This window comes from Muriicola sp. Z0-33, assembly GCF_026126425.1.
Taxonomy (GTDB): Bacteria; Bacteroidota; Bacteroidia; order Flavobacteriales; family Flavobacteriaceae; genus JAFMPW01.
In genome coordinates this window covers 192,299-216,644 of the sequence record NZ_JAFMPW010000003.1, presented here as the reverse complement: position 1 = coordinate 216,644, position 24,346 = coordinate 192,299, and the positions used below count along the sequence as shown (strand labels likewise).

General features: G+C 39.7%; 21 protein-coding genes. 10 read left to right on the top strand and 11 right to left on the bottom strand.

What is annotated here, in order from left to right; all coding sequences use genetic code 11:
* Positions 1-13: 13 nt before the first annotated feature.
* A complete protein-coding gene (locus tag J1G40_RS06630; RefSeq protein WP_265241822.1) occupies positions 14-1,384 on the bottom strand; it encodes a M24 family metallopeptidase in 1,371 nt (456 codons plus the stop codon).
* Between the two features lie 240 nt (positions 1,385-1,624).
* Here J1G40_RS06630 and J1G40_RS06625 point away from each other — a divergent pair, with 240 nt between their 5' ends.
* The 9 genes from J1G40_RS06625 (at position 1,625) to J1G40_RS06585 (ending at position 9,039) form a co-directional block, all read left to right on the top strand.
* Entirely contained in the window at positions 1,625-2,710 is a 1,086-nt protein-coding gene (locus J1G40_RS06625) for a CotH kinase family protein (RefSeq protein ID WP_265241821.1), read from the top strand.
* Positions 2,711-2,793: 83 nt separating this feature from the next.
* Positions 2,794-3,348 (top strand): TetR/AcrR family transcriptional regulator, encoded by a 555-nt coding sequence (locus J1G40_RS06620; protein ID WP_265241820.1) that lies wholly within the window; start codon positions 2,794-2,796, stop codon positions 3,346-3,348.
* Positions 3,349-3,431: 83 nt separating this feature from the next.
* Entirely contained in the window at positions 3,432-3,848 is a 417-nt protein-coding gene (locus tag J1G40_RS06615) for a nuclear transport factor 2 family protein (protein WP_265241819.1), read from the top strand.
* Positions 3,849-3,954: 106 nt separating this feature from the next.
* Positions 3,955-4,944: an alpha/beta fold hydrolase gene (locus tag J1G40_RS06610; protein ID WP_265241818.1), complete on the top strand. Its 990-nt coding sequence runs from the start codon at positions 3,955-3,957 to the stop codon at positions 4,942-4,944.
* A gap of 163 nt (positions 4,945-5,107) precedes the next feature.
* Positions 5,108-5,530, top strand: a complete 423-nt coding sequence (locus tag J1G40_RS06605) for a hypothetical protein (RefSeq protein ID WP_265241817.1) — start codon at positions 5,108-5,110, stop codon at positions 5,528-5,530.
* Positions 5,531-5,750: 220 nt separating this feature from the next.
* On the top strand, positions 5,751-6,371 hold the full coding sequence (locus J1G40_RS06600; protein WP_265241816.1) for a pyridoxamine 5'-phosphate oxidase family protein: 621 nt from the start codon (positions 5,751-5,753) through the stop codon (positions 6,369-6,371).
* 59 nt (positions 6,372-6,430) lie between these two features.
* Positions 6,431-7,489, top strand: a complete 1,059-nt coding sequence (locus J1G40_RS06595) for a serine hydrolase domain-containing protein (RefSeq protein ID WP_265241815.1) — start codon at positions 6,431-6,433, stop codon at positions 7,487-7,489.
* Between the two features lie 26 nt (positions 7,490-7,515).
* Complete coding sequence (gap, locus tag J1G40_RS06590) at positions 7,516-8,505, top strand: type I glyceraldehyde-3-phosphate dehydrogenase (protein ID WP_265241814.1); 990 nt, start codon at positions 7,516-7,518, stop codon at positions 8,503-8,505.
* 276 nt (positions 8,506-8,781) lie between these two features.
* The gene (locus tag J1G40_RS06585; RefSeq protein ID WP_265241813.1) at positions 8,782-9,039 is read left to right on the top strand and encodes a hypothetical protein; all 258 of its coding nucleotides are present in this window, start codon (positions 8,782-8,784) and stop codon (positions 9,037-9,039) included.
* Positions 9,040-9,328: 289 nt separating this feature from the next.
* On the opposite strand, the gene J1G40_RS06580 is transcribed toward J1G40_RS06585, so the two are convergent.
* The 10 genes from J1G40_RS06580 to J1G40_RS06535 all read right to left on the bottom strand — a co-directional run bounded on the left by J1G40_RS06580 (position 9,329) and on the right by J1G40_RS06535 (position 23,450).
* Positions 9,329-10,891, bottom strand: coding sequence for an amidohydrolase family protein (locus tag J1G40_RS06580; protein ID WP_265241812.1), 1,563 nt, complete (start codon positions 10,889-10,891; stop codon positions 9,329-9,331).
* A 44-nt stretch (positions 10,892-10,935) separates the two neighbouring features.
* Complete coding sequence (locus J1G40_RS06575) at positions 10,936-13,452, bottom strand: M14 metallopeptidase family protein (RefSeq protein ID WP_265241811.1); 2,517 nt, start codon at positions 13,450-13,452, stop codon at positions 10,936-10,938.
* Positions 13,453-13,553: 101 nt separating this feature from the next.
* Positions 13,554-14,771, bottom strand: a complete 1,218-nt coding sequence (locus J1G40_RS06570) for a sensor histidine kinase (RefSeq protein ID WP_265241810.1) — start codon at positions 14,769-14,771, stop codon at positions 13,554-13,556.
* 317 nt (positions 14,772-15,088) lie between these two features.
* Positions 15,089-18,451 carry a preprotein translocase subunit SecA gene (gene secA / locus J1G40_RS06565; RefSeq protein WP_265241809.1) on the bottom strand — a complete coding sequence of 1,121 codons (3,363 nt, stop codon included), beginning with the start codon at positions 18,449-18,451 and terminating at the stop codon, positions 15,089-15,091.
* A 246-nt stretch (positions 18,452-18,697) separates the two neighbouring features.
* Positions 18,698-18,922, bottom strand: coding sequence for a DUF2795 domain-containing protein (locus J1G40_RS06560; RefSeq protein WP_013551418.1), 225 nt, complete (start codon positions 18,920-18,922; stop codon positions 18,698-18,700).
* Positions 18,923-19,057: 135 nt separating this feature from the next.
* On the bottom strand, positions 19,058-19,633 hold the full coding sequence (locus J1G40_RS06555; protein ID WP_265241808.1) for a cob(I)yrinic acid a,c-diamide adenosyltransferase: 576 nt from the start codon (positions 19,631-19,633) through the stop codon (positions 19,058-19,060).
* A 63-nt stretch (positions 19,634-19,696) separates the two neighbouring features.
* On the bottom strand, positions 19,697-19,843 hold the full coding sequence (locus J1G40_RS06550) for a hypothetical protein (RefSeq protein ID WP_265241807.1): 147 nt from the start codon (positions 19,841-19,843) through the stop codon (positions 19,697-19,699).
* A 32-nt stretch (positions 19,844-19,875) separates the two neighbouring features.
* On the bottom strand, positions 19,876-20,364 hold the full coding sequence (locus J1G40_RS06545; RefSeq protein ID WP_265241806.1) for a hypothetical protein: 489 nt from the start codon (positions 20,362-20,364) through the stop codon (positions 19,876-19,878).
* 15 nt (positions 20,365-20,379) lie between these two features.
* A complete protein-coding gene (locus J1G40_RS06540) occupies positions 20,380-22,263 on the bottom strand; it encodes an ABC-F family ATP-binding cassette domain-containing protein (protein ID WP_265241805.1) in 1,884 nt (627 codons plus the stop codon).
* Complete coding sequence (locus J1G40_RS06535; RefSeq protein WP_265241804.1) at positions 22,260-23,450, bottom strand: DUF4105 domain-containing protein; 1,191 nt, start codon at positions 23,448-23,450, stop codon at positions 22,260-22,262. Before J1G40_RS06535 ends, J1G40_RS06540 begins: the two co-directional genes overlap by 4 nt.
* Before the next feature lie 110 nt (positions 23,451-23,560).
* On the opposite strand from J1G40_RS06535, the gene J1G40_RS06530 reads away from it, so the two are divergent.
* Entirely contained in the window at positions 23,561-24,322 is a 762-nt protein-coding gene (locus J1G40_RS06530) for a CDP-alcohol phosphatidyltransferase family protein (RefSeq protein WP_265241803.1), read from the top strand.
* The last annotated feature ends 24 nt before the right edge of the window (positions 24,323-24,346 follow it).

Sequence of the window (24,346 nt, the reverse complement as noted above, 5' to 3'; positions counted from 1 at the left end):
GGCAGACCCGGGTTTAATAGTCATTATTGGTATGCATTAACCTTTCCAGGTCTTCAGGTGTTCTTGGAAGGTCCTTACTCAGAACCTCACAACCGTCTTCGGTAACTAAAACAACATCTTCCGTAAATACCGCTATCTCATCTTCATGATTGTAATACCAAGGTTCCACGGTGAAGATCATTCCTGCCTCCAAAGTGGCTTCGTCCAGACTGGGATCACCAACGGATAGTCCCAGGTGGTGACCAAAGAATAAATTTGCCTGCATATATGGTTTTGCTTCTTCAGGGATGATTTCATCTGTCAATTTGCGGAGATCAGAAAATGTAACACCTGGTTTAATGTAGGCTATTATGGCGTCGGATATTTCAACCTGCATGTTCAATAATTCGCTTTGCATCTCAGTAAATTTACCAGAAACAGGGAAAGTTCTGCCCACATCACTAACATAATTATTATACTCGCACCCTACATCCATTATCACAAGATCCCCATTTTCCAGGTTTCTGTTTCGCCTATTATAGTGGGTAGCCAATATACGCCAGGGCCAAAGTGAGTTGGGTCCGGATTTAATAATAGAACCGAATGCCAGGCGCTGTGCACCATTTTTCTTGTAACTTCCTTCCAGAACTCCTTCCAGGTAACGTTCATCAATACCTGCCCTAACGGCATTTGCAGCTTTTTTTATTCCCGCTATATTAATGGCCGTACTTTTGCGCATTAACGCAATCTCTGCCTCCGATTTTATCATTCTGATGCTTGCAACTTCGCTAAAGCAATTTCTATAGCTTAGTCCGGGATGTTTTTCCTCTAATGACCGCAGCAATATTTGTATCGGAGTAGGAGTACTAAAATAGTCTTGTGGCCAAGATGCCAGTTCTTTAGTATTGCCGCCATTGACAATTACTGTTGTCCCGTTCGAGGCGTATTGATCCATTAATACTGAGAATTCTTCAATGGCACGAAGCGAGAGACCAGATACCGTTTCAATACCTGGATCATTAATCAGAGCTCTTCCAGGGAAATCATTGGGTCTTGCTTTATTTTCAAATCTAAAATCTTCCTCCGGTCCATAAACCGCCCACCAGTTAGAGGTGATATCCAACACCAAAATGCTGTTTGGGAGCTCCAGGCCAGTGAAATAGTAGAAATCGTCGAGCTGCCTAAAGGTTTCATTGGTAGAGAATCCATCACGTGAAGGAATAAGGACCGATCCGGTTATTCCCCGGTCCTGTAAATTTTTAACCAGGGCAAGGCGTCTTTTCGACAATTCTTCTATGGAAAATGGCAGGGATGTCCAATCCAGGTAAGACTGCTTTGGGGTCTGGGCGCATAGTATTGCAGTGGCCCAGAATAAAGCCAGGAACAAACGAGTTTGTAAAACCATTTAAATTGAATTTAGCTATCAGGTTTTTAACCTTTTCCAATGTACTAAAATTTCTATAGTAAGCAATTTGGATTTATTAATCCTTAACATTTAGGAATCACAGCTGATTTAAAGTTACTAGCCCATGTACCATAGTTAGAGAAGAACAGAGGTGCAATACAAATATTTGATAATCAATATTTTATTAGTTTTGATCTAAGCAATATTGTATGCCAAATGTCCAAGGCTTAACTTTGCACAATGAAGTTTGACTCCATTTTGGAAATAAAGAAGAAAGTCGCAGCAATACTTCTTTTCTTCTTCTTTATGGGAGCAATTCCCTTCTGTAACGGGCAGGGGGTTAGTAAACGGAATACTCCACGGGAAACATCCGGTCTTTTTGACAGTAATGAAATATTGCCATTACGTCTTCGCTATTCCAATCAAAGGATAAGACTAGAAACAAACGACAGCACATATTTAAAAACGGCAATTTCTTATGTCGGGAAAGATGATATATGGAGCAAAATGGATGTCCGTATGAGAGCACGTGGAAAATTCCGCCTTGATAATTGCTATTTCTCCCCTATAAAGCTGAGAATTGATAAAGCGGATGCCGAGGGTACTTTGTTTGAGGGAAACAAAAAATTAAAACTGGTTTTACCGTGTTTAAATTATCGGTACATGAATGATAAGCTGCTCAGGGAGTATCTGGCGTACAAAATGTATGAGATTGTCACACCTTTTCATTTTAAAACGCGACTAGTAGATATTAAGTTCTCAGAGATTAATGGGGACGAGATTATAGAGCATGATTTGCTGGGCATTCTGGTAGAAGATATAAAAAAGGTGGCGAAGAGACATCACGGTCTGGTTATAGACGATCATCCCAACGGTCTTGCCCGGGATGCTCTGACGGCAGTCCGCAATAACTTTTTTCAATTCATGATTGGCAATACGGACTACTCCAACACCTATGAGCACAATCAGAAATTAATGATTGTCAGCAAAAATATGATAGCCGTACCTTATGATTTTGACATGAGTGGTCTGGTTAACCCGCAGTATAGTGTAGTAGCAGACACAATACAACTTGGTTTAGATATCAGTAATAGTATCGAAAGAAAGTACAAAGGAATAGAGGCACCACCAGAACTGTTAGACCAGGTGCGCCAGGAATTTATAGCAAAAAAAGACCGGATACTAGAAGAAGTGCGCCGCCACCGCCGCTTGTTCAGGAGTAGAAAAGAGTATGGTGCCGCCAAAGAGTACCTTCTTGGCTTTTACGATATTCTTGAGAGCGATCTTAGGTTTCAGGAGCGTATAATTTCAGTTGCCAATGAATAAGATAAAAGAGCCTAAATTGTTAAAATTATGTTAAATACATACAGACCTGTCTGTTTATAATTAATTTGATTTATGTTTGCATCATGAAAAAAGCAGGAGTTAAAGATCGTATCATAGCAACAGCTTCAGACTTGTTCTATCATAACGGTTATAACCAGACAGGGATTAACCAGATAATAGCGGAGGCCAATGTTGCCAAGGCTAGTATGTATGTACATTTCAGGTCTAAGGAGGATATCGCAGTAGCCTATCTGCAAAGACGCCATGGAGTTTGGATGGGGAATCTTGCTTCCTATGTGGCCGAACATACCGATCCCAAATCCAAGATACTTGGCAGTTTTGATTTTCTTGAGCATTGGCTCAATGAAGTTAACTTTCGTGGATGCGGATGGCAGAATATAGTTACTGATCTGCCAGAAGACCACAGTAAAATTAAGGATCAGGCCATTTTGCATAAAAGCCTGGTGAGAGAATGGATACATGGAGTACTTTCTGAGGCCTATTCGGACGAAGAGGCGGCCAATTTGGGAGATGAGATCCATGTGCTTTTAGAAGGGGCTATTATCCTCTCCCAGATCAACAAGGAGAGCTGGCCGATCCTAAAAGCTAAAAGTGCCTGTAAAAAACTGTTGGCTTAAGGGATAGCATGAAAAGTAAGCAAACGAAAAGATTTACGACAAATGAACAGACTTGTCTGTATGTTAATTAAATAATTTATATTATGAAGAGTTCAAAAACCATAGTACCCCCTTTTAATGCCGAAACAGCTGCCGCAAAGGTGCAGGCGGCTGAAAATGCCTGGAACAGTAAAGACCCTCAACAAGTGTCGAAAGCATATACAGTTGACTCTCAATGGCGCAACCGGGAACTGTTTTTTAGTGGTCGAGAGGCTATCGTAGAATTTCTGTCCGATAAATGGCAGAAAGAACTAAACTATAAACTAAGGAAATACCTCTGGGCCTTTACTGAGAACCGCATTTCTGTCCGCTTCGAATACGAATGGCAACATGCAGTGAGCGGTAAGTGGTATCGCACACATGGCAATGAGCATTGGGAATTTGATGCCGATGGACTAATGAGGGTAAGAGATATGAGCGCCAATGATGTAATGATACGTCCGGAGGAAAGAAAATTTTAACAATTAAAAATACCCTTGGTGAAGCACTAGCGGGGAACAAAATAAAGAGTAATAATCACATTTCATTTCACATTTAAAATTAACAACCTTTAAAACAATTAAAATCATGAAAGCAACAACAATTAGATCAGTATTAAGTATGACCTTCCTGGCAACGGTCATCATTTTTGGAAGTTTTTCTTTTGCCGAACCAACAGTAATTTTGGAAGATTCAGTAAAAACAGAAAAACCACAACCTACCCTCCACAAAACAGTTGAGGTAGACGGAATAAACATTTTTTACAGGGAAGCAGGAGATGTAAACAGACCGACGATATTATTATTACACGGCTACCCAACTTCTTCCCATATGTTTCGCAATTTAATAACAGACTTGTCTGTTCGTTACCATGTGCTTGCTCCGGATTATCCCGGTTTTGGACGTAGTGATCAGCCGGCGATGAATGACTTTGAGTACAGTTTTGAAAAGTTTGCCAAAATTATCGAAGGATTTCTGCAAGTGAAGCAAGTAGATAAGTTCAGCATTTATTTAATGGACTACGGCGCACCTGTTGGCTTTAGGATTGCGGCGGCCAATCCGGAAAGCATAGAAGCACTAATTATACAGAACGGTAATGCCTATGCAGAAGGACTAAAAGATTTTTGGATCCCTATCAAAAAATATTGGGGAGACTATACTGTAGAAAACGGCAAGGCATTGGAAGGATTTCATAGCCCCGCTGGTCTTAAATGGCAGTATACCCATGGCACCAAAGACAGTACAAGAATTAGCCCGGATAATTGGAATATAGACCTCATGCACCTTAGCCGGACAGAGAACAACGATATTCAACTGGCACTATTCTATGATTACAGAACCAATGTGCCCTTGTATCCGGAATGGCAAGACTATTTCAGGACCTATCAGCCACCTGCATTGATCGTCTGGGGTAAGAACGATTATATCTTCCCCGCGGATGGAGCTTATCCTTACAAAAGAGATCTGAAGAATCTGGAATTCCATATGCTGGATACAGGACATTTTGCCCTGGAGGAAAAAGGCGATGAAATAGCGGATTACATCCTCAACTTTTTAGAGAAGAATAATATCAATTAATAATTATAAGTGAACAATTAAAAATAGAAATCATGAAAATAAAAGTAACTGAAAACGGTAAAGAAAACCTGAGGGATACCAGAGGTAGCAGACACAGCTTTTGGAGACGCAGCAGAAGACATACAGTATTAACGCAAATTAGATTTGCATAGACCTGAGAATTATGGAAACAATTAACTGGAAAAATGCAATTTTGGCAGGACTTATTGGAACCGTCTTATTTGACCTCACTGGCCTGCTTATTTTAGGAACCTGGTGGGATATTCCAACAGTCCTGGGAGCTAAAACCGGGCTTGGATTGGCTTACGGCGTAGCCGGACACTACACAAATGGCGTATTACTGGCCGTTCTTTTTGCCGGTATCGCACCTTCTTTATGGGGACCAAAATGGTTCAGGCCCTTACTCTTTGTAGTAGCCGAAACTATAGCCCTGGTCTGGCTCTTTATGTTACCCCTGTTGGGAGCTGGAGTAGCCGGTATTGATGCTTCCCCGGTTATGCCGCTCATTACATTGGTAAGGCATCTGGTCTATGCACTGCCCCTGATTGTTCTGGTGCAGTACGATTTAAAATTTGCATTGAAATAGTAGCAAATTATTCGGGTAAAAGAAGATCAGAACTTCTTTTACCCGAATAAATAAAGTAATCATTAACAGACATAAAACAGCTCATTATGAAAAACAAGACGAACATAAGATATCATCTGATGTATTTTCCATTCTATCTGGCAAGGCTAATCGGCAGATACCCTTTACCGGATTCTCGGTCAGCATCCTATAGAAAATAATAAGCCCGAAGAATTTAATTATGGAAAACAATCAATCTCTTTATCCCAGTGATGTGGTTTTTACCCCTGCGGTAAAGAAAATTCAGCAGCAACAAGGATCTCGGAAAAGCTATGCAAGCATGGAAGAACGAGGGGGATGGCAAACTCAAATAGATACTGGCCTCCAGCAATTCCTTGCCAAAATAGATTCTTTTTATATGGGCACGGCAAATAATGAGGGCCAACCTTATATACAACACCGGGGAGGCCCTAAAGGATTTTTAAAAGTCCTGGATGAAAAAAGATTAGCGTTTGCAGACTTTAGGGGTAACCGCCAATATATCTCTGTCGGTAACCTGAGTGAAAATAATAAGGCGACTCTTTTTCTAATGGATTATCCTAACAGAACAAGGATAAAAATATGGGGCACAGCAGTTGTAGTTGATGATGATGAAGAGCTGCTGGAGTCTCTTTCAGATCCCGGTTATAGGGCAAAGGTAGAGAGAGCAATTGTATTTACAGTCACTGCATGGGATGTAAATTGTCCCCAGCATATAGCACCTCGTTTTACCAAAGAGCAACTAGAGCCAATTTTGGCCGCTTCTAAGGAGAGAATTATCCAATTAGAAACCATCCTTAAGTCAAATAATATCAAGTTCTAATGATCAGCACTAAGAAACACCACTTTATTCTAGAATACCGGACTCTCGGAATACTTTTGATGGCAATTTTAATAATACTAAAGAGTCATGGACAAAATTCTGAAAGTATTGATAGTTTGGTAAGAGAGTACGCTTCCAGAGGGTTTAATGGAAACATACTTTACTCTAAAAATGACAGCATTATTTATACTGGGAATTATGGGTATAGCAATTTTTCATCACAAAAACCACTCGATAACTCCACGGTATTTGAGTTGGCTTCCTGTTCAAAACAGTTTACTGCTTTGGGTATAGTGCAATTGGTTGAAAAGAACCTTATAGGATATGATACCTATGTTGACAAGATCCTTAGCAATTTCCCGTACTATAATATCACCATAGCAAATTTACTTAGGCACCAATCCGGGCTTCCTGATTACCAGAAAATACTCTATGACAGGAAACACTGGAATAGAAAGAATGTTGCGACAAATAGCGATGTGATCAGCTTGTTAGGTAAACTCAAATTAGATCTCAGGTTTCAACCAGGTACTAAATATGAATATAATAATACGGGCTATGCAGTTCTGGCTTCAATAATTGAGAATGTCTCTGGACAATCATATAAAAGTTATATTACGGAGAACATATTTAAGCCCTCAGGAATGAGTTCTTCAAGAGTCTTTGATGATTTTGACCAAACGGAGTTATTTCAGAATGTTGCCCGGGGTTACACATATAATCAGCAAACTGGAAAATATCAAGAGATAGAAAATGACAAGAATCATAAGCATATTCATTGGATGAATGGAGTAGTAGGTGATAGAGGAATATACTCCTCTATTCTCGATCTCGAAAAATGGAAAAAAGCTATAAAGTATAATTTGCTTATTAAAGATGGAAGTAAAGAAATTATGATGTCTGTCGATGAGATCTCCACGAAGTATGGTTATGGTTGGGCCATATACAACAGTTCAGGAAAGGGCAGATGGGTTTATCATAATGGTAGCTGGTCTGGTTATAAGACCATGATGCTATATTTACCTGACAGCAATGAATTTTTGGTAATACTTAGTAACAATAGATTTGAAGCGACCTATAAAAAATTTGAAGAAGACTTTTATAAATTAATACAGTAGACAAAAAAATCATTAAAAATGTACAAATGAAAAAAATAGCAATAAATGGCATGGGTCGCATTGGGAGAGCGGCATTAAAAGTCATTACAGACTCCCCGGAATTAGAATTGGTGGCTGTTAACGATATCGTATCCATAGAAAATATTGCCTACCTGTTGCAGTACGACTCGGTCTACGGGATCTACGAAAAGGAGGTTACCCATGATGCGGAGCATTTAATTATAAACGGGCAAAAAATTAAATACTTTTCTGAGCGAGATCCGGAGCAATTACCCTGGAAGCAAAACGATATTGAAGTGGTGATTGAAAGTACTGGATTCTTTACTGCCAGGGAAGATGCGGAAAAGCATATACGTGCCGGAGCAGCAACGGTAGTCATTTCAGCTCCAACAAAAAGTGCAGACACTCCTACTGTGGTCCATGGAGTGAATTCTGAAGACGGACATACCAGTATCTTTTCATGTGCCAGTTGTACAACGAATAATATAAGTCCGGTTGTAGAAGTGCTGGGCCGTAGAATTGGCATTAAAAAGGCCATAATGACGACAGTTCATGCGTATACCGCATCACAAAGTATGGTAGACGGGCCTTCGAAGAAGAATTTTAGAATGGGAAGGGCAGGAGCGGCCAATATGGTACCGACCACTACCGGGGCGGCCGTAGCCACCACCAAGGCATTGCCAGAATATGCTGGCAAATTTGATGGGGTTGCAATTCGCGTTCCCATTCCCGTTGGTTCACTTTCCGATATGACCTTTGTTACAGAAAGACCTGTAACAGCAGAGGAGATTAATGCTATTTTTGTAGAAGAGGCTGGTACTGCACGTTATCAAAATATCTTGGCTACTACCACAGCACCTATTGTTTCATCAGACATTGTTAAAAGTGCGTATGCTTCTACCGTTGATCTTGGGATGACAAGGGTGGTTGATGGCGACCTTTTAAAGGTGATGACCTGGTATGATAATGAATGGGGGTTTACAAATCAAATGATCAGACAAATTCTGGAACTTTAGCGATGATCTCATAATTCTACAAATTCCAAATAGTAAAAGCGGTCTGTACAAAAATACAGGCCGCTTTTTTTGTTTCAGGGCAGCCAGCACGAATGCTCCCCCCGATTAAAGGCATTATTTTACGGTAAGTTGAAACGGCATTCTAATCCGTTTACCGAAGCTTTTTTACACTTCATCCAAGTTTTGTTCAATGATCTAAAAAACCTGTCTTTCAGCGATTTAGGAGCTCCAGGAAACTGCTATGGCCGTTAAATTAGTGTAACCCAATCCAGGAACATGAAAGCTATAATAACCTTAATTCTTGTGCTACTTTTCGGAGCTGCCGCTATAGCACAAAATACAACTACGGATGTTAAAGTTGAAGTTTCTCAAATGGGTATTGTTTTGGATAGTAGCATTAATGCTCCTGTCTTTACTAGCGAAATTGCGCCAGCAAAAGAAAACACTGTTGCGCGTCTATACAGGTTCAAAAATTATAGAGTAAAGAAAGCCTTGTCTTTCAATACAAAAAAAAATAACCCCAAATTGGCATAGTAGGCCACCAATGAACACGACATTACCTTTGTGATGTCATAAAACCTAATGACTATGATTACAATTACATTAATTATCTCGGCAACAGTAGTTTTAAGCTATATGCTTACATTTCCGAAAACCAAGGGCATTTTACGCCCCGTCAAAGTTCCCGTAAAGCGGGAATATTAATAAGCTCAACCACGGTAATTTATAGTTACCCGGCCTTCCTCGCTAAGTCGTTTGTGAGGAAGGCTTTTTTTATTAGCAATTATCATTTATCAATTGTTTATTGCTCATTGATAATTGTTCATTGTTTTATGCCGGGTTGTCTGATGGTATAATTTAAACGCTTCTTTTCTGCCGCAACCATCTCCCTGACGTCTTTCAGCATTTCTTTAGCATCATAAATTATCCCGTCCTTGATAGTATACTTTACCCCTCCAACACGCACTACTTCATTTTCCGCTGTCAGTTTGATAGCTCCAGTCCCATAGAGTACTTTTAGATTTTCTAAAGGATTTTGGGCTACTACAACAAAATCTGCCAGTTTACCTACAGTTACCGTACCTATTTTATCATCCATCCCCAGGGCTTCGGCCCCATTTAGTGTCGCCGAACGAATAATCTCTAAGGGGTGAAAACCGGCTTCTCTCAGCAACTCTAACTCCCGGACATAGGCAAATCCATACAATTGAAAAATAAAACCTGAATCTGAACCTGCAGTTACTCTTCCGCCCCGATTTTTATATTCGTTTATGAAGGTCATCCACAGTTGGTAGTTTTCTTTCCAGGCTACTTCCTGCTCCGTACCCCAATAATGCCAATATGAGCCATGAGAAATTTTACTGGGTTGATAAAAATCCCAAAGAGAGGGCATGGTATACTCCTCGTGCCATTCTGCTCTTCTTGCCCTTTGCAGATCTCTGCTGGCCTCATAAATGTTCAGCGTCGGGTCTATGGTAAAGTCGAGCTCAATAAGCTCATTCATTACTGCATTCCAGTGATCGGAATAAGGTTTTGCAGCTTGTTTCCATAATTTACCGGCTTCTTCAAAGCGGTGTTGCTCGTTGTTATAGTTGTAATTCAGGGGGTAATTTTGTACAGTTTTATCCTCAAACAGTGCTTCTGGTAAACCGTACCAATGTTCCATTGAGGTGAGTCCGGCTCTTGCCGAGTGCAAAACATTCCATCGTGCCACATTGAGCTGGGCATGATGGCAGGCAGAACGTTTGCCTAGTTTCTTGTTTTCTTCCAGGGCAGCAGTCATAATTTCCGGAGGAGCCCCAAAAAACTTAATTCCGTCTGCTCCTTTTTTGGCGTTGTTTTGTACCCATGCTCTTGCCATTTCCGGAGTACTTATAGTAGCATCGGCACCTTGCCCAAATCCGGTATACGCAAAAATACGGGGTGCCACAATTTCGTTTCTGGCACTTTGGTTTTTTAAATCGAGGGTAAATTCTACACCCCTGCCACTAGGTTCCCGGACAGTAGTTATGCCGTGGGCCATCCATAACTTAAATACATAATCTGGTTCGGCCCCCTGAGACGTTCCGCCTATGTGCCCGTGCATATCAACAAACCCGGGTAACAGATACATTCCGCTGCAATCCAATTCCTTGCCACCTGCTTTTAATTTGGGTCTTTTAGACTCGTCTATTTTTACACCGGGGTACCCAACCACCTGAATTTTTTTAATAATGTTGTTTTCCACTACGATATCTACAGGCCCTTGTGGAGGTGCACCATTGCCGTTGATGAGGGTAACACCGCGGATGATGAGTTGATGGTAGGGACCATCTCCTTCAGTTTGTGCGGAAATATTTCCAAAAAGGAATGAAGCAAGAAACAATAATAGTATTGGTTTTTTCATAAATTGAAACTAAAGGTTTAACTCTTATTACTTACTGTTATATGTTATTCAGGAACCCTGATTTTATCTCCTAAAAACAAAGCATTCAGAAATAGCCTGTTGGTGCCATACCAGGACCCGCGGAAATTTGGGTTGTCTGCAAACAGTATTACTCTACCACTACCCAATTTACTTACAATCAATGAAGCGGAAGGTTTTAGATTTTCTTCCATATTCTTTTTGGTTATAAAACCGTCTATTAGTGGGTTTTTGGAGTACCGGGCTACGGTGGCATAAGCATTTTTAGTGGGTTGAATCCATACGGTGTTATTTTTGTAAACCGGGATAGACGCATCTCGGTATCCAAAAGCCAGTGGGTGGGTTATATCTATATCTGCCCTTAGTATTATGCCGCCAACACTTTCTTTGCCAATATTTTCAGATGCATCAACATAAGGTTTATGATCTGTAGCTTCAGTTGAATCTTTTTCAACCTTGGTTAGCTTTTCTTTTACCAGTTTTTTATCAATTGCCCATTTGGTGGCGGTCCCTATGGTAATTAAAGTATTTCCTTTCTTGACCCAATCCGTTATTTTGGTTTGTTGTTTCTCTGTCAGCGAATACCTTCCGGAAACCATGACCATAGTATTGTACTTGTCAAATTTTGCGCGATTAAAATTTCGAAGTGGAATTTTGGTTATGGGCATATGTACCCTGGTGTCTAGCAAATGCCATACTTCACCAGCTTCATAAGATCTTACTCCGTCACCAACCAACATAACAGCTTTAGGTTTTTTCAAAGGGCTGAGATACCTGCTTCCCAGGTCCACGCCTGCCGCATTATAGCCCGTGTCTACAGAATAAACCGGTAGCTGAAATTTCTGCTGCGCTTGTTTTACCAAAGAAAATACTTCATCAACACTTTGTTTCTGCAGACTCACTGCAACCATTAAAGTACCGTAATTCATTGCTGCATTACCAGTATTGGTTTTTGCCGTAAACGGTTTGAAGGCAGAGGATACCACCAGGCCATTGGATTGTAAAAAATGAAGTGCCGCCGGGGCGTTATAATCGTCCCAATCTATAAGATAGGCATAATCCGATTTTTGAACTGCTGCAATATTTATCAACTCATCACCAGAAGTAATTCTTTCGCCCAGATCCGCTGAGTTAAGCGGACGGTATTTCATATTATAGAAATTTGCAACAGACCAGGCAGAGGCATCGTAATAAACACTGTCTCTGTATTTCGTATAGGTTTCAAACATGGTTTGCACCATCCGATACTGAGGTTGTCTGGTAGGTACTGTATAGCTATGCTCCCCCGCCTTATATACTTCAATCTTGTGTAATAAAAGTTTATCTATAAATGCTTTCGTTCTGTTCTGGTCATGGGCATCACCAAACCTATAGGCCTTTACCTTGCTTTTAGAAGCATTACTTAAGGCGCTTTTAAAGAAATCTTGTTGATATTTACGCATATGGCCCTTATTCTCAACTGCAGCCCTCACAGTGGTAATACTAGATGTATATTGGTTGCGGATAGTAAATGGAAAAGTGATCTCCCCAAAGGCTGTAGTTTGTTTATGTCCACGAGAGCTGGCCTGCTCAAATAACAAACCTAACCCCCCTTGTAAATCGGGGTAGGAGGAACCGTAGCCCGGATAGGTGCCATCAAAAACTTCTTTACTAAAATAGAAGGAACCTATGCTGTCTAGTGCCCTGGCAAAATAGTTTCCAAAAATATTATTAAGATCCACATAATTTTCTTTAGGCATGATCGGGTTCAGAGAACCATTGGCTTTCATGGGTTCAAAGAAATAGGAACTTTGTGATCCCATCTCGTGAAAATCCGTTACAACATTGGGGTACCATTCATGGTACCAGCGAAGTTTCCCCTGACTCTCCGGGTTTATGCCCAATAACCAATCGCGGTTGAGATCGAACCAATAGTGATTGGTACGCCCCCCCGGCCAATACTCGTTATGTTCCGCATCCTGAGGATCTGCCACCATTGGTTTACCCTGATACATATTTGCCCATTGTGTATGCCGGTCTCTTCCATCCGGATTTATTGTAGGATCTATAAAAATCACAGCATTTTTGAGATATTTTTGGATCTCAGCACTATTGGAAGCGGCAAATGTGTAGGCAGCAAGTAATGCTGCTTCAGAACTCGAGGGCTCATTACCATGGACGTTATAAGCAAGGTTTATAAAAATTGGAACGTCCTCGAAATTAGTGACATTTTTTTCCGGATCTACAAATGCAAGGTGTTGCTGTTTTATGGTTTCAAGATTGTCTTTGTTTTCCTTGCTGGTGATCATGAGCATTACCAGCTTTCTTCCTTCATGTGTGTTCCCATAATGCAATAACTCGGCCCTGTCTGAAAGCTCCGCAAGTTTTGCCAGGTAACCAACTATTAAATCGTGCCTTGTATGATGTTCTCCTATTCCATAACCCAGGTATTGTTGGGGAGACGGAATGTTTTGATTAAAGGGATGGAATTTTTTAAGGAAGTAATCCTGGCCATAGCCTATAGCACTGCATAGGAGCAGCATCACTAATAATCTTTTCTGCATTGTTAGTATTTAAGGAATTAGTCTGCTTAAATATAATTATAAAATGAGTAACAGTGGCAAGATCAGACCAGGGGAAGCAAGCAGTGTCTGAAAATATTTAATTATGCTACTGAATCGAACTGCTGTTCGCTTACTTCCTTAAATTTCACGACATAATTGGTGCCTTTTTTTGAATCGTCTTTTTCGATTGTACCCTTGAGTTGCCTTGTGAGGTTATGGATCAGTTTTAACCCAAGAGACTTGGTGCTTTTATAATTCACTGCATCCGGGAAGCCCGTACCGTCGTCCCCAATTTCCAGTTCAAAAGCATTTTCCTTATCCTGTTTAAGGGCAATATGAATTTCACCTTTATCGTCTCCCTTGATTCCGTACTTAAGAGCGTTGGTCACCGTCTCGTTAATAAGGAGCCCCAGGGGAATTGCGGTATCTATCCCTAGTTGAATATCCGGGATATTAAGGTCTAACTTTATGTTGTTATTGGCCCCTTTGACCGAACGTACGAGGTATTCACCTAATTCCTGAACATAGGATTTAAATTCAATTTTCGAAAGATCATCTCGCATATAAAGCATTTCATGAACCATCGCCATTGAGATAACCCTGTTCTGACTGCTTTTGATTAAATTTTTCATTTTTTCATCTTCGATACTCCTGGATTGTAAGCTCAGGAGGCTGGAAACGGTTTGAAGATTATTCTTAACTCTGTGATGAACTTCTTTAAGCAGGGTTTCTTTTTCAGCAATTTGCTGTTCCACTTCCATCTTGGATTTATAGAGGTTTTGATGTGCTTTAAGGAGGTTTTTCCCCAATACCCCTCCTAGCAGGTATACCGAAAAAATTACACTTAAAAAACTAAACAGGTCCTGCGACTGTTCGGGGACTACATTTTGTGATATAGCATTGGAAGTAATTCCCTGAAGGTAAATAAGCACTACAATTAGTATACTGATATAAAAATAAATCTGACCATATCTGCGTGTTGTCACATAACCGGCGAAGACAACAATGGCCAGTACAAATATGAACGGACTGTTGATACCCCCTGTAAACATGGTAATTCCAATTGCAGCGGACAATCCCAGTATGGATATGATATTATATGTAATAGTAAGGTTCTTATGACTGCGATAGAGCACAGAATTCAGAAAATTAATACTACCAAAAGCGAAAAATATATGAGGAACTACCTCTTTTATATTGAGGTAGAAGAGACAAATAAAACCCAGGAAAAGAGAAAAGAAGGATGCAAAATAACTTACCTTCAGAGTTAATCTTGTTTTGTCTTTATAGCTGTTCTGATCCGGAAATGTATTTTTCATGACGCACTTTTTTAATTGGTAAGGCTATGACCTACGGCTAAAGAACAATGTAAATTTTAAATACGACTGTAAATCTATAATGTAAAGCTACTTATGTTTTATGGTTTTATCAAGCACTGCAGCTTATTATCCTTGGCCGGTTAGACAATATAACAATCAGGCCTTAATGATCTGGATATTAATATTTTTAAGGCTGGATGTAAATCCAGTTGCTTATTCCATACATGGTTTTGAAGCATCTAATTTAAATTGGGGTAGGAGGAAACAAAAAAGGCGATCCGATTGGATCGCCTTATAAATATAAAACCTGTATGATACTAATCTTCAATTAACACCCACTCTCCCTTATCTATAAGGGGCTCTGCCTGTTTGTATTTAACAGTTTTACTTTCGCCAGACATAACATTCTTTATAGTCACCCTGTCGTTCCTGCCAATTTTGGGTCTTTCACGAACTATGGTTTCCGTTACCTGTGGCCTGCCCCCCTGTGTCTGACCCGCAGCTCTGTTTTGTGCAGCCAGTTCATCACTATTTGGGATTTCTTCTTTAGTAGTCTGTAATTTCTCTTTTGGTCTTCTGACGTTTCTTGCTTCTTGTATTTCATTGGTATTGGCCGAAGGCAATTCTCCTTTAAACAAGAAGGAAACCACATCTTTATTAACACTGTCTATCATGCTTTTAAAGAGTTCAAAGGCCTCAAACTTGTAAATTAGCAGTGGATCTTTTTGCTCATGAACCGCCAATTGAACAGATTGCTTTAACTCGTCCATTTTTCTAAGATGCGTTTTCCAGGCATCATCTATTATGGCCAGGGTGATATTTTTCTCAAAATCTGTAACCAATTGCTTCCCATCACTGTCATAGGCATCTTTTAAATTGGTGACAACGTTAAGCGATTTTATGCCATCGGTAAAGGGTACTACAATACGTTCAAATTTATTTGCACTGTCCTCATATACTTTCTTAATCACCGGGAAAGCAGTTTCAGCACTACGCTGCATTTTGTCTTCATAATGCTTATAAGCCTCCTTGTAGATAATATTTGCAATTTCCTGGAAGCTTAATTTTCCAAAATCCTCTTCTGAAACCGGAGAAGTAATAGAGAAATATTTGATCAGTTCAAACTCAAAATTCTTATAATCGCTAGCGGCTTTATTAGTATCGGCTATTACCTCACAGGTATCATATACCATGTTGGCGATGTCCACTTTGAGTCGTTCTCCCTGTAATGCGTGCCTTCTTCTTTTATAGACTACTTCTCTTTGGGCATTCATTACATCGTCGTATTCCAGGAGTCGTTTTCTAATCCCAAAGTTGTTCTCTTCTACTTTTTTCTGAGCTCGCTCTATAGATTTTGTCATCATGGAATGCTGAATAACCTCACCTTCTTCCAAGCCCATGCGGTCCATCATTTTAGCTACCCTATCCGAACCAAATAAGCGCATCAGGTTATCTTCCAAAGAGACATAGAATTGCGAGCTTCCTGGGTCTCCCTGCCTACCAGACCTACCTCGTAACTGCCGGTCTACCCTTCTGGAATCATGGCGCTCTGTACCTACAATGGCCAATCCGCCAGCATCTTTTACCTCATTAGATAATTTAATATCTGTACCTCGACCTGCCATATTGGTGGCAATGGTAACTATTCCTGCATTACCTGCTTCGGCTACAATATCTGCCTCTTTCTTATGTAATTTCGCATTCAGCACATTATGAGGAACTTTTCTAATGGTCAACATACGCGATAATAACTCCGAGATTTCCACTGAAGTAGTTCCAATCAGAACTGGTCTTCCTGAAGCAGACAACTTAGTTACCTCGTCTATGATGGCGTTGTATTTTTCTCTTTTGGTTTTATATATCAAATCGTTCCGGTCATCTCTGGCAATAGGACGGTTGGTTGGAATTTCCATAACATCCAACTTGTATATTTCCCAGAATTCACCTGCTTCGGTAACAGCAGTACCTGTCATCCCGGCAAGTTTTTTATACATTCTGAAATAATTTTGAAGGGTTACCGTCGCAAAGGTCTGGGTAAGTGCTTCAATCTTCACATTTTCCTTTGCTTCAATGGCCTGGTGCAATCCATCAGAATAGCGCCTTCCGTCCATGATCCGACCAGTTTGTTCATCAACGATCATGACCTTATTATCCATTACAACATATTCTACATCTTTTTCAAAAAGGGTATATGCTTTTAATAGCTGGCTCATGGTATGGACCCGTTCACTTTTTATAGTGAAATCCTTAAATAGATCTTCCTTGAGTTCTGCTTCCTTTTCAATATCGAGGTTCTGATTTTCAATTTTTGCAATTTCCCCTCCTATATCGGGCATAACAAAGAAGTCTTTCTCGCCATCCCCTGAAAGGTGATCTATGCCCTTATCTGTAAGTTCTATCTGGTTATTCTTTTCATCTATTACAAACAATAAATCAGCATCTACCTTAGGCATTTCTCTATTATTGTCCTGCATATAGAAGTTCTCTGTCTTTTGCAAGAGTTGTTTAATGCCTTCCTCACTTAAGAATTTAATAAGTGCTTTGTTCTTCGGAAGGCCACGGTGTACCCTTAGTAATAAAAAACCACCTTCTTTGGTATCTCCTTCAGCAATTAACTTTTTGGCTTCTGCCAATACTCCGGTCAGAAATTGCCTTTGCTTCTGAACTATCTCACCTACTTTTGGTTTTAGTTCATTGAATTCGTGTCTGTCGCCCTCAGGAACAGGACCTGAAATTATTAAAGGGGTTCTGGCATCGTCAACCAGAACAGAATCTACCTCATCTACAATGGCATAATGATGAGGGCGCTGAACAAGATCACCAGGAGTATGCGCCATATTATCCCTGAGGTAATCGAAACCAAATTCGTTATTGGTTCCATAGGTAATATCCGCATTATAGGCCGCTCTTCTTCCTTCAGAATTGGGCTGATGTTTGTCTATACAGTCTACCGTCATCCCATGGAATTCAAATATCGGTGCCATCCACGCACTATCCCGTTTGGCCAGATAGTCGTTTACCGTCACCAAATGCGCCCCTTTGCCAGCCAGCGCATTCAAATACATAGGTAGTGTGGCTACCAGGGTCTTACCTTCCCCGGTCTGCATTTCTGCAATTTTTCCCTGATGCAGTGCAATACCTCCAATGAGCTGTACATCATAATGTACCATATCCCAGGTAATTGGTTTCCCTGCAGCATCCCATGAATTTTGCCATATAGCATTATCTCCCTGCAGATTCACATAATCCTTAGAACCTGAAAGCAGCCGATCATTTTCCGAAGCTGTAACAGTTATCGTTTCGTTGTTAACAAAGCGTTTGGCAGTTTCTTTAACCACAGCAAAAGCCTCTGGCAGTATATTGTTTAATGTCTTTTCCGTAATCTCGTAAACCTCATCCTGCAGCTTGTCTATACTGGCATAAATCTCCTCATTCTGATCTATATCTGTGGATTGTTGTACCTCTTCCTGTAATTCCTGAATTTGTTTATTCAGATCTTCGCAGTCCTCGGCAATTTTGGCTTTAAAATCAATGGTCTTTTGGCGCAGCTCATCATGACTTAAAGCTTCCAAATTCCCTTCAAAGGATTTTATCTGGTCTACTAAAGGCTGAAGTTCCTTTACATCTTTTTTTGATTTGTCTCCGACAAATGCCTTTATGACCGAATTTAATAAACTCATAATATGTATGTTGTTTTTCAGGAAAATTCAATGGTATTGATGTGTAGTTTCCCGAAATATTTTTTGTGATGCCGGTTAGTGCAATGCCCGTTATAAAGCAAAAGGTATTCCAGATTGCATTTTTGGGCTAATTTCCTTTCTGTGCTGCCAAAATTACAGAGAACCTGCCCCAGGTAAAAGAAAAATTAAAAATAAGTTCAAAAAAAAAGCCTCCAAAGAGACTTTTTTATAAATAAGTTATGATTATTAATATTCATCCTCGTTCCAGAGGTAATCTTCTTCAGTAGGATAATCTGGCCATATTTCCTCTATTGATTCATAAATTTCACCACCTTCTTCCTCCATAGATTGCAGGTTTTCCACCACTTCTAACGGAGCGCCTGTTCTGATAGCGTAATCTATTAGTTCGTCTTTAGTTGCTGGCCAGGGGGCATCACTTAAATAGGATGCCAATTCTAATGTCCAATACATTGTAATAATTTGAATTTAAATTTTTTGCAAAAATAATTTTTAAACCCAGATTTTCAAGAAAAATCATGTTTATTTCACTTTTTTCATCAAAAAAAACGGATTTAATAAATTGATAACGAAGAATTAAGTGATTTATTAGTCCTTTTTGTCCGGAATCCACTTCTGTTCCTCAGCACCTAATTCCGCAGATAATTTCCTTGATAACACAAATAAGTAGTCAGAAAGCCTGTTTACATAAGACATAACACTTGGATCTACAGGTTCATTAAAATGGAGTAAGGAAATCATCCGTTCTGCCCTCCGACAGACTGTTCTGGCAATATGACAGTATGACACGGCCTGGTGTCCACCAGGTAGTACAAAATGCGTCATAGGAGGCAATTCTTCATTCATTGCATCCATTTCTGTTTCTAACAATTCAATATCTGAAATATTGAGTCTGGGTATGTTTAGCCGTTCTTTTCCACTTTTTAATACTGCTTTTTCAGGTGCTGTGGCAAGAATAGCTCCAAGTGTGAAGAGATTTTTCTGAGTTTGTTCCAAAATCTTTTTGGAATTTGCATTGATCTTCTGATCCTTTAAGAGCCCTAACCAGGAATTAAGTTCGTCTATGGTACCATAACTTTCTATTCTAATATGGTGCTTTGGTACCCTGGTACCTCCAAATAGTGAAGTGGTGCCTGAATCGCCTGTTTTGGTATAAATCTTCATTTAAAGTGATTTAGTGAATAGCTGATCTGGTAAAAAGGTGAATTGTAAATTTAAAATCAATCACTAATCATCTTCTTTCTTGTCTTTACGCTCGTAACCTTCCATAAAACCTCTTGATTTTCGACGTTTGGCGTTTCTCCGGTTTTTCATGGAGAAGAGCACATAAATTATGGCCAGGCCACCCAATATGTAATAGATGGTGTAATCCATTTTTATCAGATTGTGATATTAAATTTAAGTTTTTATATCCGAACCTTAAAATGTTGCTTCCTTTGTTCTTCCCTTATGAACAAGACCCCGCAATGAAACATGTCTATACTTACATTAAATTGGGGTTGCGCACTCCATGTTTCCCATTTTATTTTTGTTTCCCGGTTGTGATAAATACCATATAATATAATGGCGGTATTGTTATGAATTTTATCTGCATTGCGCTGATAAAACTCCTGCCACTGCTGTATGTTCAAATAAATAAGGTCATAGGGTGGATTTTCATGACGTAAATCGGGATATAGGTCCCTGACTAGTTTGCTTGCCTGCTCTGTTCCTAAATAACAAGTATTTACGTTAAAGTAAGAAATGCTTTTTAAGAGGACCTCATGTTCCTTTTTTGCAGCTGGTTTCTTATATATACCTTGTGTAAGGTAGTTAAATACAAAAGGAGAATGCACCCCATGCTGATTAGTGGAGCACCATAAAAACCTGAGTTTTGAAGCTAGACGAAAGAACATCTTATAAGCATTGTATTATTCCCCTTCGATGATTGCGGAGAGTTCAAACCACCTATCCGTCTTGGCAGAAATTTCATCTGTCAGTTCTCTGAGTTCAATAGAAAGTGCGTCTATTTCCACTCCATCTAGTGCATCATCCGAAAACCGTCCCTCCAGTATTTTCTTCTTTTCCTCTAATTTTTCAATACTCTTTTCGAGTTTACCGTATTCTTTTTGTTCGGCATAAGAAAGTTTTTTTGATCCGGAGTTGTCTCTCCATTTCCCCTTATTTAAATCGGTTTTTACCTCCTTCTGTCGCTCTGTCCTTTTGGCTATTTCCGCACTGTCTTCGTATGCTCTGTAATCCGAATAATTGCCAGGGAAATCCTCTATAACACCTTCGCCTCTAAACACCAATAGGTGGTCTACAATCTTGTCCATAAAATAGCGGTCGTGAGACACTACAATTAAACAGCCCGGGAAATCCAATAAAAAACTTTCAAGGACATTAAGGGTAACAATATCCAGATCGTTAGTAGGTTCATCAAGGATAAGAAAATTAGGGTTTTGTATCAGTACTGTGCACAAATAAAGGCGTTTGCGCTCACCCCCACTTAATTTTTCAACAAAATCGTATTGTTTTTTTCTGTCGAAAAGAAATCTTTCTAACAACTGCTGTGCTGAGATTTGCCGGCCTTTTTTTAAGGGGATATAATCTCCAAATTCCCTTATGACCTCAATCACCTTTTGTCCTTCTTTTATAACAATGCCTGCCTGGTTGTAATAGCCAAACTTAATTGTTTCTCCTATTACCACCTTTCCACCATCTGGTTTTTGAACCCCTGTCAATATATTTAAAAAGGTGGTTTTACCCGTACCATTTTTTCCAATAATGCCAACTCTTTCTCCTTTTACAAAACTGTAGTCAAATTTGTCCAATATGGTTTTGCCAGGGTAAGATTTTACCACCTTGTGCATTTCCAGGATCTTACTTCCCAGGCGTTCCATGTTTAATTCAAGTTGAATTTCATGGCTAATTCTTCGCTGATGTGCCCTTTCTTTAATTTGATGGAAATCGTCTATTCTGGACTTGGATTTAGTGGTTCGGGCTTTTGGTTGTCTTCGCATCCAATCGAGCTCTTTTTTAAAAAGGATTTTAGATTTATGCTGCTCTACTGCTTCCCGTTCCAGTCTGGCTTCTTTCTTTTCCAGGTAATAGGAGTAATTGCCTTTATAGGAATAGAGTTGACCATTATCCAATTCAATTATTTCGTTGCATACCCGCTCCAGAAAAAACCGGTCATGGGTTACCATAAACAAAGTGAGATTTTCCTTTTTAAAATACGCTTCTAACCATTCTATCATTTCCAGATCGAGGTGGTTGGTTGGTTCATCCAGAATAAGAAGATCGGGCCTGTTTATTAAAGCGTTAGCCAAAGCTAGTCTTTTCTTTTGTCCACCTGATAGCGTGGCAACCCTGGCCTTAAGATCGTCTAGTTTGAGTTTGAAAAGGATTTGCTTGTATTGGGTTTCAAAATCCCAGGCCCCGTAGCGCTCCATGTCTTCAAATGCTTTTTGATATGCTTCTTCTTCCTCGGGATTTTGAAGTGCCTTTTCATAAGTGGCAATAACTTTTAAAACTTCATTATCTGAGGTGAAAATGGTTTCTTCAACGGATAGGTTAGGGTTGAGCTGGGGTTCCTGATCTAAAATTGAGATTCTTATTCCTTTTCTGGAATTCACCTGACCCTTATCTGGCTGGTCTTTGCCAGACAGGATATTAAGGATAGAGGTTTTTCCGCTACCGTTTTTTGCGATAAGTGCTATTTTCTGATCCTGGTTTATTCCAAATGAAATGTCTGAAAACAGCACCAATTCTCCATAAGACTTCGCTATGTGCTCTACGGTTAACAGGTTCATATGGAGGAGCGCTGTAATTTTCTGAAATGGTAGTATAGAAAGAAGTACCTAATAGCTAAAGTGGTCATAATTATACTAATTATGGGCGAGAAGCTTTGTACGCCAATTATCCAAAGCAGTAGGGCCAACACCAATAATATTATGAGCCCAAGAAGAAATTTGTCGAACCACAGCGGCAGTTGATTGCACTTTTTAACAAGGTAAAAGCAACCGACTAGATTTAAGGGAAATGCCCATAGTATATTTAAATTGACAGCAGTAGCACTGTGATCTGTTAAAAACCATAGGAAGAATATGAGCAGACCCGTAATTCCGGTAATAAAGAAAAGGAAGAAGTCTAGCAATCTGCTTCTGACCTTATTGGTTATATCAATATAACTAATGGCCACAGTAAATACCATTAAGAGGGCAAACCAAAATAAAGGTGATGTGGTAAAATAAAATCCACCTCTTTTGGTGGTCGCTTCCAAAATGGTTCTTTCTCTCTTTAATAGAGGTTTATTAGAGAGTTGGGCCGTCGCAATTTGATCGCGAACCTTGAAGGGAATAAACATCTCTTCACGGCGTTTAATTTTTCTGTCGATAACCGCTCCCAGTGCCAGGTCTATACCAAAGCTAGACCAGGAGTTAGATTGTAAATTTTCCCGAATCAGATCCCTGAAAGAACTATTTGTAAGCAGATCTCCGTCCTCAAAAATTAATTGCTGGCCAAGTACTTCCTTTAATACATCGGGTATTTTAGTAGAGCAGTTGTCATACAGGTAATCGTATTTGTAATCCCTGTTTTCAGGTCGTTTGTTGCGCTCTAAGAATGTAAACAAGGCATTCTTCTCTTCATCATTAAGCACTAGAAGCTGTTCTTTAACCCAGCGGTTTTCCAATTGATAGGAATAAAGAAAATCTGAGAATTTCGATACACTTAGTGAGAATATTGGTCTTCCTATTGCAAAGTTGTAATAGAAATTTGGAGCATTAAAATTAAAGGTGCCATAGTTGTATACCCGGTCTATTCCCTGTGCAGGATCCTGGATTCTAAAAGCGCTGTGTCCGAATGAAGCATATAAATCCTGTCCCGGACCGCAAGTAATAACGCTAACCTGGGCATTTGAATTTAGTTTATCTGGTTGTCCAAGTGCAACTGTGGAAATCCAAAGGAAAAATAAGAGAATACAATTTTTTAGTTGCATTTTAAAAAGAGGTGTAATACTGTTTTGACTTTCCCGGCAAATATCTGAATAAAAACCGGACCCGGGAGAATAGAATAAAAATTATGTTATTTTTACTAAAACAACCACCAATGAAGCAACATATCCCAAACGCCATTACAATGCTTAATGTATTCAGCGGATGTGTAGCTACCGTTTTTGCGGTTCTTAACCAATTGGAGCTGGCTGCCTTATTTGTTTTTATAGGAATTATATTTGATTTTCTGGATGGGCTGGCGGCTCGGTTACTAAACGTCCATAGCGATTTAGGGGTGCAATTAGATTCGTTGGCTGATATGATTACCAGTGGTCTGGTCCCAGGGATTGTAATGTTTCAATTGCTCGGGATGTCACAAACAGGCGGGTGGAACATGGGTTTGGCTTCTGGTGTTACTGAGACAATGCGTTGGTCTGCTGCTAAAATACCTACTCTTCTTCCATTTTTTGGATTTTTGATTACTATGGCTTCGGGCTACAGATTGGCGAAGTTCAATATTGATGAGAACCAGGCTACTTCCTTTATTGGGCTACCTACACCTGCAAATGCGCTTTTGATACTTTCACTGCCCTTAATTTTATTCTTCCACCATAACGATTATATGAACAGTATCATCCTTAATCCTTGGTTTTTGGTTGGCCTTACTTTATTGAGCAGTTTTCTGCTCAATTCGAAAATTGAGTTGTTTGCCCTTAAATTCAAGAACTGGAGTTTTAAAGACAATGCCCTTCGCTATATTTTTATTATTGTCAGCCTGGCATTATTGTTGACCCTTAAATTTCTGGCAGTACCAGCTATAATAGTGTTTTATGTACTCAGCTCAATAGTCACAAAGGCTAGTGATAAGACCCTATAAAGCAATACATTAAGTGCTGTGAAA